The following is a 12,586-nucleotide window of genomic DNA, read 5'->3' as shown; positions in this document are numbered from 1 at the left end:
GAGCCGGTTCCCTACGACTCCGGTGACCCGCTCGGCGTCTGCGAGACCCCGCCCGTCGGGGTCTCCGTCTCACATGTCACCGAGAAAGGCACCGAGTTGGACTTCGTCTTCACCGGGTCGCGGACCTCGACGCTGATCTGATTCTCGAAGGTCCCGTCGTCGTACGTCGTCACGAACGCCCGGTCCTGCTTCGTCCGCCCGCCGCCCTCCGGGAACGACAGGGTCTTCCAGCCCTGGTCCATCACCTTGCCGTCCTCGGACACCCAGCGATAGGTGACCTCGGCCGGGAGCCGCCCCACCGTGAACGAAGCCGTGAAGGCGGGAGCCTCACCGCTCGGCGGCGGACACGCCCCCGAGTACTCCAGGTTCGCGCCCGTCAGCGCCACCTGCACCGTCTGCGGCGCCGGCGCGCTGGTACGGCTCTCGCTCGGACTCGGCGACGGACTCTCCTCCTCGCTCGAGCCGCCCTCGTCCTCGGTCTCCTTCTGCGAGGTCCCGCCGCCCGCCTGGCTCGTGGTGCCGTCGTCGCCCGCGTTCCCGTCGCCGCCCCCACGGTTGAGGAGGGCGTACGTCAGCCCCGCCACGGCCAGCGCGAGGACGGCGATGCCCGCGATCAGGGTGAGCGCGGCACGCCGGTTGCGGTCGGGCCGGACGGGGGCCGTCGCCGGGCCGGGAGTCACGGGCCGGGTCGGTCCGGGCGCGGGTACCGGGGCCGTCGGGGCGGTCTGCGACGGCGCCGGGAACGCCGCGACGGTCGGGGCGTACGGGGTCGCCCGTACGGTACCCGCGCTCGGCGTGCCTCCCGCGCCGACGATCCGCAGATCCTGCTCCGCCTGCCCGGCCGACAGCCGCTCGGCCGGGTCCTTGCGCAGCAGCCCCTCGATGACGGGGGCCAGCGGACCGGCCCGGTGCGGCGGGGGCAGCTCGTCGTCGACGATCGCGCGCAGGGTGTTCAGCGGGGTGTTCTGACGGAACGGGGAGTTGCCCTCCACCGCCGCGTACAGCAGCACCCCGAGGGACCACAGGTCCGACTCCGGGCCCGGCGTGCGACCCAGCGCCCGCTCCGGGGCGAGGAACTCGGGGGAGCCGATGACCTCGCCGGTCATCGTCAGCGCCGAGCTGCCCTCGACCATCGCGATACCGAAGTCGGTCAGCACGACCCGGCCGTCGTTCGACATCAGCACGTTGGCCGGTTTCACGTCCCGGTGCAGCACCCCGGCGTCGTGCGCGGCCCGCAGCGCGGACAGCACCTCGGCACCGATGTGCGCGGCCCGCTGCGGACTCAACGGGCCCTCGGCGTCGAGCAGCTCGGCGAGCGAGATGCCGCGGACCAGCTCCATCACGATCCAGGGCCGGCCGTCCTGCGTGGCCACGTCGTACACCGTGACGACATTGCGGTTGGCGACCCGCGCCGCCGCCCACGCCTCGCGCTCCAGCCGGGCGTACATCCGCTCGACCTCCGACGTCGCAAGACCGGCCGGCGCCCGCACCTCCTTGACGGCCACCTCGCGGTGCAGCACCTCGTCGCGGGCCCGCCACACGGTGCCCATGCCGCCCTCACCGAGCGGGGACAGGAGGCGGTAGCGGCCCGCGATCACCCGTTCACTGCCGTGTTCTTCGGACACGGGCGTCCCCCATTCGCATCCGTGCGAAATCTCCACTCCGTGCGACTTCTTCCCAAAAGTAGCTCAGCCGAGTACTGATGCCGCCCCCTTGAACACCAATCCGGCCCCGAGCAGCACGACGAGGAGCGCGGACGCCAGCGGGGCCGTCCTGCGCAGGAACGTCGTGACCGGGTGCGCGGTCCAGCGCGGGCGCCTGTCCAGTACCCGGGTGACACCGGTACCCAGCTTCACGACGGCGAACCCGGCCGCCGTCAGGGTCAGGGCGAGCCCGACGCCGTACGCCACGACGAGCAGCAGCCCGAACCACGCCTTGCCGAGCGCCGCCGCGCCGACGAGCACGACGACCGCGGAAGGACTGGGGACCAGCCCACCGGCGAAGCCGAGCAGGATCGTGCCGCGGAGGGTGGGGGCGGTGGAGTGGGTGTGGGTGAAACCGCCGTGGGTGTGGGTGAGCAGACCGCGCTTGGGGGTGGGGTTGTGGGGGTGCGGGTGCGGGTGGGGATGCGGATGTGCGGGGGCGTGCGTGTGGGTGAGGGTTTGGGCTGCTGTGGGGGTTTCGGTGGGGGAATGCGTGTGGGCGGCGACCAGGACCGGTTCTCGGTCGTGGTTGTGGGCGTGGTCGGTCTCGTGGGTGTGCTCGTGGGAGTGGTCGCCGTGGTCGTGCGGATGGTCGTGGGAGTGCCCGTGTCCGTGCCCGTATCCGTGTTTTCGGATGTGCCAGGCGCGGCGTACGAGGGTCGCGCCGGCCGCGAGCACGAGGGCGCCGCTCGCCATGCCCAGCCAGGTGATGACCGAGGGCGCCGCGGCCGAACCGGCCGTGATCAGCAGGCCGAGGGTGACCACGCCCAGGGTGTGGGTGACCGTCACCGAGGCGGCGAGCGGCATGACGTCCTTCAGGCGTGCCCGGCCGCCGCGGGCCGTCGCGACCGCGGCCATGATGGTCTTGCCGTGGCCGGGTGCGAGCGCGTGCATCGCGCCCAGGAAGACCGCGATCACCAGGGCGAGCGCGCCGAAGCCGAAGGTGAGTTCGTGCCGGGAGACCAGGTCGTCCAGGGCCCGCGTCCAGCGGTCGGCACCGCGCGGCAGGACCGAGGCGGCGGGGGCGTCCTGCTCGGACTCGGCGAGCGCTGGACCGCCGGGGCGCACGCGCAGCGAGGCGGTCGTGGTGTCCGCCGGGGAGGAGAGCAACTCCTCCGGATATTTGGTCAGTTCGCCGGAGACCGAGGTCTTCGGTACGTCCGACGCGGTGAGCGTCATACGGTCGCCGCGCGCCGTGACCTCCCGCCAGCCCGGGCCGGAGTCCACTCCCGCGCTGCGGAAACCGAGGTCGACGGTCGCGCCCTCGGAGACCGGTGCCGAGAGCCGGCACTCCACCCGGAGCGTGTCGAGGCCCGCCTGGCCGGGGCGCACGCGCGCCCGGCTGCTCTTCAGCGTCAGTTCGACCGTACGCCCGTCGACCGTGACCTCGCTGCCCCGCGCGGCACTCTCGCAGCGCTGCCGGGCCCACGCCGTTATGCCCACCTTCTCGATGTCGGGCTTCGCCTGTGTCGCCGGGATCTCGGCGAGGTCCTCGACGTGGTGGACGCGCAGTTCGCCGGGGGCGACGACCAGGCCGTCGTAGCGGTTGACGGTGAAGTTGCCGAGGGGGTGCGCGCTCGCGGGAGGGGAGGCGAACAGCGCGAGCGCGCAGGCCGCCGTGAGAGCGGCGGCGCCGGAGGCGAACAGACGACGGGGAGTCACTTGGCCGCCTCCAGGTCCTTGAGTGCCGTACGGGCCTGACGGGCGCCCAGCGGGGAGAAGCCGGGGTTCAGCTTCAGCGCGGCCGACAGGTGCTCGCGGGCGTCCTTCGCATTGCCCGTGGCGTGCTCGATGACGCCTCGGTGGTAGAGGAACACGGCATTGCGGTAGCCGGTGGCCGTGGCCTTGCGGGCGTACGGGAGGGCCTCTTCGTCCTTGCCGTTGACGTGCAGCGCCCAGGCGAGGGCGTCCGCGGTGTGCACGGTCCGCCGACGGTCCCACTCTGCCCGTGCGGCGCGCAGCGCCGACTTCCTGTCGCCGTGGTCGGCCGCCGCGAGGGCGGTGTCGAGGTCGGCGTTGACGCCGTTGGCGCGGGCGAGGGCCGTCCAGGCGTCGACGAGGGCGTACTGGTCGTCCGCCTTCACCTTGTCGCCGGCCGACTCGTACAGCTCGCCGAGTTCCACCAGCGGGCCGGGGAGGGGGTAGCGGGCGACGACGTCCTTGAGGCCCTTGAGCGCGCCGGCCCGGTCGCCGCTGGCGGCCTGGGCGCGGGCGCGGCCCTCCAGGGCGGGGAGGTAGTTCTCGTCGGCGGCGAGGGCTCGGGCGTAGTGCGTGAGCGCGGTGTCGTAGTCGCCCTGGTTCCAGGCGAGTTGGCCGAGCTGGGTCGCGACGTACGCGAGGTCGCCGGGGGAGATCGCGGAGGAGAGTGCCTGTCGCAGTACGCGCTCGGCCGTGCGGACGTCACCGCGCAGCTCGCGCACGTACGCGTAGCGGGTGAAGACCGGGATGCCGGGGCGGCGGTCGTCGGCGGTGTCGGCGGCCTTGGCCGCGTCGGCGTAACGGCCGAGTTCGACCAGCGCGTCGACGCGGGTGCACAGGGCGCGTTCGCTGTAGGGGTTCACCTTCAGGGCCTGGTCGGCGTACTTCAGGGCGTCCTCGAAGTCGTGCCGGGCGGCGGCGAGGGCGGCTCGGCCGGCGAGGGCCTGGTCGTTGTCGGGGGACAGGGCGAGTGAGCGCTTGAACGCCTGTTCCGCCTGGGGGTAGCGGGAGGGGTCGCCCTTGGTGCGGGCCTGCTCGACGTAGGCGAGACCGAGGGTGGACCAGCTGCCGAAGTCCCTCGGCTGGTCGCGGAGGTGGGACTGGAGGGAGGCGATGCCGGTGTCCAGGTCGCCGGTGGTGAGCAGGCCGGGGGAGACGGCGGCGGAGGCCGGGGCGACGTGCTGGCCCGTGTTGTCGCGGGCGGCGCCGAGGGCGATGGAGCCGGTGGTGAGCGCCACGGCCAGCAGCGCCGCGCAGCCGGCGAGGTGCAGGGCCCGGTGACGCCGTGCGGCCGCGGCGAAGCGCCGCAGCGCGGCGACACGTTCCTCGCCCCCGGCGCCCTTGCCCTCCCCGTCCCCGGGGGCTGCCGCCCCCGGACCCCCGCTTCGGCCCTGAACGGGCCTCGTCCTCAGACGCCGGACGGGCTGAAAGATGCGCCCCGGCGTCGAGAGGTGCCGCTCGACGCGCTGCAAAGCCTCGTCCTCGGGGGCGTCGTCGTTCTTCCGCGGGGCCATGCCCTCTCCTCGATTCCTTCTCGCGTGCTGCGGCGCGGCCCGCGCCGTGGGGGATGAGTACTTCGCGGGCCGCGCCAGTAAAAGGGGCTCCGGCAACGCCCAGAGGGGCGCGGGGAACTGCGCGACCAGCCACAGCGGACCGGCACACGGCCAACGGCAGTTCCCCGCACCCCGCGGAGCGTCTAGTACGCCCGGTCCCGCATCCGGCGCCACCACATCAGGGCCCCGCCGATGAGGAGGATGCCCAGGGCGCCGGCACCGGCGGAGCCGGCGATCAGGGCCATGTTGTCGGTGCCGCCGGAGGCGCCGGCCGGCTGGAGGGCGTCGCCGAGCTGGCTGCGGACGTCCGTGCCGCCGTCAGTGCCCTTGGCGAGCGGGCCGCGCGAACCCTCGGTCGGCAGGGCGACGTACGGGAAGGCCTTCTCGAAGTCCTTGTCGTTCTTGTCGACCGCGTCGCCCAGGTCGTTCTTGGCGCCCAGCAGCTCACCCTCGACGACCTGGAGAGAGGCGTCGATGACGTCGTCGCTGAGCCGGCGGCCGTTCGGGAAGCCCGCGTTGTCGCCGTCGAGGACACCGAGTCGCTTGGGCTTGTCCGTCGGCTTGATCGACGTGTTCAGGCGCAGTTCCTCGGCCGGGCGCACGTGCGGCGGCTGGTTGAGGCCCTTGACGCCCTTGAGGAAGACGTCGACCAGGTCGTTGCGCGGCTCCTTGGGCGCCGGGATCTTGTAGATCCCCTCGATGAGCTTCGGCAGCTCGGGGTTGGTGACGTTCTTCAGGAACTGGGCGTCGTCCCAGGGCGCGGACGCGTTGAACTTGTCCTTGTCCTTGATCGGGTTGACGACCTCGTTCACCAGCGGGCTGCCCAGGCGCGAGACCTGCTCGTAGTAGCCCTTGGCGTTCTGCCGCTGCGTCGTCGACCAGATGCCGACGATCGGCTGGTCCGCCGACTCGGCGATCATGTGGGTCGGGACCTGGAGGGCTATGGAGTTGACGTTGTAGCCCTTGAGCGTGTCGTTGCCGACCTCGGAGAGGTTCCCGCCGTACAGCAGGTCGAAGACGCGCAGGTCCAGGAAGAACGGGTCGTCGGCCTGACCGGCGAACGTCGTCGTGCCGCCGTGCAGCTCGTGCACGGCCTGCTCGCGCAGCTTGGCGTAGTCCGGCATCGACGCCTTGCCGACGTTCGAGGGCGCCACCGGAACGTCGTTGGCGATCTTCGTCTTCGAGACCAGCTTCTGGTTCCTGAGCTTGATCAGCTCGATGTCGTACGTCTGCGTGACGTTGAGGTCCGGGTCGTCCAGGGACTCGACCGCACCCGTGTTGTACAGGAACGTCTTCTTGTTCTTGACGTGCGTGTCGAACGTGAACCGGTACAGCAGTTCGCCCTGCGCGTCACCGTTGTTGTCGATGTGGAGGTCGTACTGCGCGTCCTCCGCGAAGGGGAAGAAGTTCGGTCCGCCGGCCGGTTCCTCGAACGGGATCCAGTTCGCGACGATCGTCGTCGTGTCCGGCTTGTCCGGGCTGACGAACGCGTACACGTCCGTGTTGTCGTACTGCGGGGTCCCCGAGATGAGCGGGGCCTCCCGGTGGCTGGAGGCGGAGGCCGCCCCCGGTTCCAGCGCGGCGACGCCGGCGGCTGCGAGCCCCCCGGCGGCCAGCGCACCACATACGAGGGTCGCGAGGCCCTTGCGTCCCGCACCGCTCCTGGAATTAGGTGTCATGCCGTCCGTCCTCAGTCCCAACTTGCCTGACGCACCGGGATTCGGAGCGGGGGGCGGGCCGGATTGGTCGATCTCGAAAACAATTTTTTCGGCCGCCCGACCCGCTTTTTCGGTCCGTTGATCCGTAACCCCATCCGGAGGTGTGTTCGTTGCGAATACCTCGTGGGACAAGGCGGCCGAGATGCGGTCTGGCTGGAGGGGGAGACGAGTTGGAGGCGGACGAGCTGCTGGTGCTCGTGGCGGGCGGTGACCAGAAGGCCTTCGAGGAGCTGTACGGCCTGGTCTCCGGCCCGGTGTTCGGGCTCGTGCGGCGTGTGGTGCGCGACCCCGCCCAGTCCGAGGAGGTGGCGCAGGAGGTACTGCTCGAACTGTGGCGGTCCGCGGCGAAGTTCGACCCGGGCCGGGGCAGCGCCCTGTCCTGGGTCCTCACCCTCGCCCACCGCCGCGCCGTCGACCGGGTGCGCAGCGCCCGCGCGGCAGGTGAGCGCGAGCAGCGCGAGGCCCTGCGCGCGAACCACCCCGCCTTCGACCATGTGGCCGAGGAGGTCGAGGCCGGTCTCGAACGCGAGTGGGTGCGCCGCTGCCTGGAGCGCCTGACCGCCCTCCAGCGTCAGTCGGTCACCCTCGCCTATTACGACGGCTACACATACCGTGAAGTGGCCGAGCGGCTGTCCCTGCCGCTCGGCACGGTCAAGACCCGGATGCGCGACGGACTCACCCAGCTGCGCAAGTGCCTGGGAGGAGTCGCGTGAGCTTCGTCGACCGCCTGCTGCGCCGCGAGGACCTGCACTCCCTCGCCGCGCCCTACGCCCTCGACGCGCTGGAGCCCGGCGAGCGGCTCCGCTTCGAGAAGCACCTGAGGACCTGCGACAGCTGTCCCGCCGAGGTGCGCGCACTGTCCGAGGACGCCGCCCGCCTCGCCTGGTCCACGGCCGCCGCGCCGCCGGCCGCGATGCGCGACCGGGTCCTGGCCGCCGTACGCGCGACTCCGCAGGAGCATGTCGGGCGGGAGTCGGCGCAGGCGCGGGCGCCTCAGTTGCCGCCGCACGTGTGGGGCACCCAGCCGCCTCCGCGCTCCCGTGCGCCCAGGACGCGTCCCTTGTTCGTGCCGTTCGCCACGGCCACCGCCGCCGCGGCGCTCGTCGTCGCCTCCCTCTTCGCCGTCCAGGCGAACCGCACGCAGGATCAGCTGGACGCACAGCAGGCGCGGGCGAGTGAGATCGCTAACGTTCTGGGCGCTCCCGACGCCCGGGCGGCCGCCGGCGAGGACGCCGAGGGCCGGACGATCGGAGTGCTGGCTTCCGCATCCGAGGGGCGCGCCGTCGTCACTCTGAGCGGATACGGCGATCTGCCGAGCGGCCGGGTGCACCAGCTCTGGCTCATGCGCCCCGATGTGCAACCACGCTCCCTGGGGCTTTTCGACGGCGACACGCCCTTGGTCGCGTCCGGTCTCGACAAGTCGGCGACGTCACTGGCTGTGACGGTCGAGCCCGACGGGGGATCACCGCAACCCACCAGCCAGCCCGTTGTCCAACTCGCCCTGAAATCGGTCGGATTCGGAGAGTAACCGGGAACGAATCGTCAACACCCTTACGGGGAAGGTGAATCCTGTGACCGCGATACACGAGTGCCTCACCGGGACGATAGGGTTAACCTGCCCGGGCCGGGTGGACTCGTACGGGTGGGGAGTGACATGGATCAGATAACAGTGCGCAGCAGGGCCAGGGTCCCTGCGATCACCTGCGGGAGCAGCGCGACCAGCTCGCGTCTCGACCGCCATCTCTCGGTGCTGGCGGGCCCCGCCGTGCCCCAGCGGGAGGCGGCCGAGGCCACTTCGCTGATGCTTGAGCTGACGACGCGTGACAAGACGCACGAGCGCAGCGACCGTGGTGCGCGCGTCAGTCGGGTCTCGCTCTTCGCCCCGCTGCGTCGGCTCCGGCGCTCGCTCTTCGGCGGGCGCTGAGCCACACCGGCGTTCCTCGCGCGACTCACGAGGCCCGCGCCCGGTCGCAGGCTCCGTCCCGGCACCGCGCTGTCGCCGCCGTCATCCCCACGGCAAGCAGCGGTGCCCCGGAGTGCTACCCGAGCGCGGGCACGTCCCCCAAGTCCACCCCGCCTCGTTCACCGGCCCACGTCCTGTGCGCAACGCCCCGGTCGCGCACGGACGTTGACGAGACGGCCCTTGTGAACCCCGGTCCTCCCCACCCGGGGTGTCAGCTCTCGCCGCGCCCGTACCGCCGCACGGCGAGCGGCGCGAACACCGCGATCAGTACCGCACACCACATCAGTGACCCGGCGACAGGGTGTGCGACCGGCCAGGCGGCGTCCTGCGGCACGGGCGCGTTGCCGAACAGGTCCCGCAGTGCGGTGGTGACCGCGCTGATCGGGTTCCACTCGGCGATGGTGCGCAGCCAGCCCGGCAGACCGTCCGTCGGAATGTAGGCGTTGGACAGCAGCGGCAGGACGAACGTCGCCCCGCCCAACTGGCCTGCGGCCTCCTCGCTCCGGGTGAGCAGCCCCAGGTAGATCCCGATCCACGTCGTCGCGAACCGGAACAGCAGCAGCAGCGCCACGGCGCCCGCCGCCTCCGCCGCGGTCCCCTCGATCCGCCAGCCCACCGCGAGCCCGACCAGCAGGAACGGCACCGTCCCGGCGGCCGTCACGACCAGATCGGCGGCCGCCTGCCCGAGCGGTACGGCGGCCCGGCTCATCGGCAGCGTCCGCAGCCGGTCCATCACTCCGCGATGGGTGTCCTGGGCGGCCTGGAACATCCCGGTCATGATCCCGTTCGCCGCGGTCGCCACCAGCAGGCCCGGCACCAGGAAGGACCGGTACTCCTCGCCCGGCATCGCCAGCGCGCTGCCGAAGACGTAGCCGAAGAACAGCAGCATGGTGATCGGCATCGTCTGGGTCAGGATCAGCAGCCCGGGGTTGTTGCGGATCCGCCGCAGCTGCCGGCCCAGCATCGCGCCGCCGTCGTACGCAAGGGTGCTCATGCGGCACTCTCCTCGGTGAGTCGCAGGAAGACGTCGTCGAGCGTCGGCGGCTGGATGCTCGCGTCCAGCAACGGCACCCCCGCCGCGTCGAGTTCGCGGACCAGCCGGGGCAGGGTGAGTGTGGCGTCCCGGGTGATCGCTCCGACGGAGCGTCGGTCGTGGTCGAACGACGGCTCCGAACCGGTCAGTTGATCGAGCACGGCAGCCGCCTTGACCAGGACGTCGGCGTCGGCGACGACGACCTCCACATGCGCGCCGATGGTCGCCTTGAACTGGGCGGGCGAGCCCTGGTGCGCGACCCGGCCCCGGTCCACCAGTGCGATGTCGTCGGCCAGTTGGTCGGCCTCCTCCAGGTACTGCGTGGTCAGCAGCACCGTCGTGCCGTCGGCGGTCAGCTCCCGGACGGCGTCCCAGATCCGGTTGCGGCTCGCGGGGTCGAGGCCGGTCGTGGGCTCGTCGAGGAAGAGCACGTCGGGGCGGCGCACCAGGCTCGCCGCGAGGTCGAGGCGGCGGCGCATCCCGCCCGAGTACGTGGACGCCTGCCGGTCGGCCGCCTCGGTCAGACCGAAGCGGTCCAGCAGTTCGGCGGCCCGGTCGGCCGGCCCGCGCACCCGGTGCAGCCGGGCGAACAGCCGGAGGTTCTCGCGGCCGGTGAGGTCGCCGTCGACCGAGGCGTACTGGCCGGTGACGCCGATGCTGCGGCGGACCGCCGCCGGGTCCCTGAGCAGGTCGTGCCCCGCGACCCGGGCCGAACCGGCGTCCGGCCGCAGGAGCGTGGTGAGCAGGCGTACGGCCGTCGTCTTGCCCGCGCCGTTCGGGCCGAGGAGGCCGCAGACGGTGCCCTGCGCGACGGCCAGATCGAGTCCGCGCAGGGCGTGGACCTCGCCGAATCGCTTCTCCAGACCTTCACTAAGTACAGCGTACGTAGAAGTCATGGGTCGACCATAGCGCACTACGTACGGTGTACGTAACTAGGATGGTGGTCGAGGTGATGATCGATGGCAGGCAAGGCGGCCGAGCCCGGCGTGATCTGGGCGCGTCCCGAGCGGACCGGGCGAGGTCCCAGGCCCGCGTTCACGCGTGCGGACATCGCGGCCGCGGCGGTGCGCATCGCGGACGCCCGCGGGCTGGACGCCGTGTCCATGCGGCACGTCGCGGCCGAACTGGGCTGCGGGACGATGTCGCTGTACAACTACGTCCCCCGTAAGGAGGACCTGCACGAGCTGATGATCGACGCGGTGGGTGCCGAGCACGAGATCCGGGAGCCCTCGGGCGACTGGCGTGCCGACATGATCCGCAACGCGCAGGAGACCCGCGACATCATGCACCGCCACACCTGGGTGCCGCGGCTGATGTCAGGGGTGTACGGCTTCAGCCCCAACACCCTGCGCTATCTGGAGCACTGCCTGGCCTGCCTCGAACCGCTCGACGTTCCCTACAGCGTGAAGATGGAGCTGGTCGCGCTGCTCAACGGGGTCGTGACGACGTACACCGCGAACGAGATCGCCACCGCCGAGCGCACCCGGTCCATGCCGTGGTCCGAGGAGGAGGAGAACGCGGTCCGCATCGCGTATCTCGGCGGCCAGGTGGCCACCGGCAAGTATCCGCTCCTTGCCGCGGCGTTCATGGCGGACAGCGGACCGATCGATCTGGAGGGCGTGTTCCGGCGGGCGCTGGAGCGGGTGCTGGATGCTTTCGACCCCGGGTGCCGCGATGTGTAGTCGTTCGGGTGCGGCGCCGTCGTGGTCGGTCGCGCAGTTCCCCGCGCCCCTTTGGGGCGCTTGGCCCGGGTCGGGTCAGATCAGCACCAGTTGGCCCTCTGGGCCCTCCTCGTGGCTTTCCAGCACCGATGCCGGCCTGCGGGTCGCGTCCGGCACCGGCAGGACCCCGGCCCCGCGGAGGTCGGTCGCGGTGATCGGGGCCGTCAACTCCTCGTCGAGCGGCTGCAGTTCCGCCAGCAGGGCCAGGACCGTGATCAGTTCCAGCAGTTCCGACGTCCACGCCTGTGGCCAGGTCGGCGGGCGGATCGCCGCCAGGGCGCCCGGCTCGGGCTCCTCGACGCGGGTGGTGAACCACTGCTCCAGGACCCTCACGCCCGCCACCTCGTAGTCCCAGGCCTGCGGCGGGACCGGTGAGATGCGGCCCTCGTCCAGCAGCAGGGCCTCCTCGTCGCGGTCGTAGTCCAGTGTCAGCGGGCGGGAGGGGAGCGGTGCGCGGACGTACGGGCGGCGGCCGCCGGGCAGCTTCGGGCGGTCGCCGTTGCGCCGCATCAGCCACAGGGCGCGGCGGCCCGACTCCACGCCGCGTGCCCAGAGTTCCGGGTCGGCGGTGAGGGGGACGGTGAGGTCGGGGCGTACGGCCGCCAGGGTCCAGGCGAGGAGGTCCAGCGGCTCGACCGGCTCGTCCAGCCGGTCCCGGAGGTGCTCCACGAGGCCGGGTGCCAGGTTGGGTTCCGTGCCGCCCGGGCGGCGGTACAGCGGGCGGACGCGTCCCGGGCGGACCAGCGGGAGCACGGAGGTCGCCAGCAGGCCGGACTCCGGCGTCTCCAGGACGAAGACCTGGTGCTCGTCGATCACCCGCCACAACTCCGGGCGGGCCGCGTCGATCAGACGGTGGTCGGGGATCAGCCACTGCTCGTCGAAGGGGGCGTGCAGGACGCGCACCGGCTCCGGGCAGGGGCCCGAGGCGCGGACCAGCTTCTCCGTACCGGCGGAACCGCCGGGCAGCCGGCCGACCGCGGAGTGCAGGGTGCGGGAGCGGGTCGGCTCCAGCAGGGCCTCCCGGTCCGGGCCCTCGGCCTTGACGAAGGCGTCCCAGCGGGCCTTCAGGGTCGCCGGGTCGGGACCCGCCGGCCACCCCCGGCCGAGCCGCGGCGGTGCGACGGACCACGGCATGAGGTCCGCCAGCGGCGGAGCGTCGTCGTGCGTCACGCTGGGCATCGTACGGCCTGGGTCCGA

11 protein-coding genes are annotated in these 12,586 nt (G+C 72.2%); 4 read left to right on the top strand and 7 right to left on the bottom strand.

The features are described from left to right. Positions 1-11: 11 nt before the first annotated feature. From PGH47_RS08955 to PGH47_RS08940, 4 genes are all read right to left on the bottom strand, one after another. Positions 12-1,625, bottom strand: coding sequence for a serine/threonine-protein kinase (locus tag PGH47_RS08955; protein WP_271662970.1), 1,614 nt, complete (start codon positions 1,623-1,625; stop codon positions 12-14). Positions 1,626-1,688: 63 nt separating this feature from the next. Next, positions 1,689-3,365 (bottom strand): nickel transporter, encoded by a 1,677-nt coding sequence (locus tag PGH47_RS08950; protein WP_271662969.1) that lies wholly within the window; start codon positions 3,363-3,365, stop codon positions 1,689-1,691. Then, entirely contained in the window at positions 3,362-4,915 is a 1,554-nt protein-coding gene (locus PGH47_RS08945; RefSeq protein WP_271662968.1) for a tetratricopeptide repeat protein, read from the bottom strand. The genes PGH47_RS08950 and PGH47_RS08945 overlap by 4 nt, the downstream gene beginning before the upstream one ends. A gap of 182 nt (positions 4,916-5,097) precedes the next feature. Next, positions 5,098-6,633, bottom strand: coding sequence for a DUF4331 domain-containing protein (locus PGH47_RS08940; protein ID WP_271662967.1), 1,536 nt, complete (start codon positions 6,631-6,633; stop codon positions 5,098-5,100). Between the two features lie 209 nt (positions 6,634-6,842). On the opposite strand from PGH47_RS08940, the gene PGH47_RS08935 reads away from it, so the two are divergent. From PGH47_RS08935 to PGH47_RS08925, 3 genes are all read left to right on the top strand, one after another. Then, entirely contained in the window at positions 6,843-7,385 is a 543-nt protein-coding gene (locus PGH47_RS08935; protein WP_093745449.1) for a sigma-70 family RNA polymerase sigma factor, read from the top strand. After that, complete coding sequence (locus PGH47_RS08930; RefSeq protein ID WP_271662966.1) at positions 7,382-8,200, top strand: anti-sigma factor; 819 nt, start codon at positions 7,382-7,384, stop codon at positions 8,198-8,200. Before PGH47_RS08935 ends, PGH47_RS08930 begins: the two co-directional genes overlap by 4 nt. Before the next feature lie 126 nt (positions 8,201-8,326). After that, entirely contained in the window at positions 8,327-8,596 is a 270-nt protein-coding gene (locus PGH47_RS08925) for a hypothetical protein (protein ID WP_125527867.1), read from the top strand. 250 nt (positions 8,597-8,846) lie between these two features. Here PGH47_RS08925 and PGH47_RS08920 read toward each other — a convergent pair whose 3' ends face one another. Then, complete coding sequence (locus tag PGH47_RS08920; RefSeq protein WP_271662965.1) at positions 8,847-9,629, bottom strand: ABC transporter permease; 783 nt, start codon at positions 9,627-9,629, stop codon at positions 8,847-8,849. Then, the gene (locus tag PGH47_RS08915; RefSeq protein WP_271662964.1) at positions 9,626-10,564 is read right to left on the bottom strand and encodes an ATP-binding cassette domain-containing protein; all 939 of its coding nucleotides are present in this window, start codon (positions 10,562-10,564) and stop codon (positions 9,626-9,628) included. The genes PGH47_RS08920 and PGH47_RS08915 overlap by 4 nt, the downstream gene beginning before the upstream one ends. A 63-nt stretch (positions 10,565-10,627) precedes the next feature. Between PGH47_RS08915 and PGH47_RS08910 the strand changes: the two genes are divergently transcribed. Then, a complete protein-coding gene (locus tag PGH47_RS08910) occupies positions 10,628-11,350 on the top strand; it encodes a TetR/AcrR family transcriptional regulator (protein WP_271662963.1) in 723 nt (240 codons plus the stop codon). A gap of 75 nt (positions 11,351-11,425) precedes the next feature. Here the strand turns inward: PGH47_RS08910 and PGH47_RS08905 are convergent, their stop codons facing one another. Continuing rightward, the gene (locus PGH47_RS08905) at positions 11,426-12,568 is read right to left on the bottom strand and encodes a type ISP restriction/modification enzyme (protein ID WP_271662962.1); all 1,143 of its coding nucleotides are present in this window, start codon (positions 12,566-12,568) and stop codon (positions 11,426-11,428) included. Positions 12,569-12,586 lie beyond the last annotated feature (18 nt).

Source organism: Streptomyces sp. HUAS 31 (assembly GCF_028198125.1).
GTDB classification, from domain to species: domain Bacteria; phylum Actinomycetota; class Actinomycetes; order Streptomycetales; family Streptomycetaceae; genus Streptomyces; species Streptomyces chartreusis.
This window is presented reverse-complemented; position numbering and strand designations above follow the sequence as displayed.

Bases quoted from the DNA above. Each gene is read 5' to 3' on its own strand.
- PGH47_RS08945 (WP_271662968.1), bottom strand. From the start codon at position 4,915: ATGGCCCCGCGGAAGAACGACGACGCCCCCGAGGACGAGGCTTTGCAG.
- PGH47_RS08940 (WP_271662967.1), bottom strand. From the start codon at position 6,633: ATGACACCTAATTCCAGGAGCGGTGCGGGACGCAAGGGCCTCGCGACC.
- PGH47_RS08925 (WP_125527867.1), top strand. From the start codon at position 8,327: ATGGATCAGATAACAGTGCGCAGCAGGGCCAGGGTCCCTGCGATCACC.
- PGH47_RS08920 (WP_271662965.1), bottom strand. From the start codon at position 9,629: ATGAGCACCCTTGCGTACGACGGCGGCGCGATGCTGGGCCGGCAGCTG.
- PGH47_RS08915 (WP_271662964.1), bottom strand. From the start codon at position 10,564: ATGACTTCTACGTACGCTGTACTTAGTGAAGGTCTGGAGAAGCGATTC.
- PGH47_RS08910 (WP_271662963.1), top strand. From the start codon at position 10,628: ATGGCAGGCAAGGCGGCCGAGCCCGGCGTGATCTGGGCGCGTCCCGAG.
- PGH47_RS08905 (WP_271662962.1), bottom strand. From the start codon at position 12,568: ATGCCCAGCGTGACGCACGACGACGCTCCGCCGCTGGCGGACCTCATG.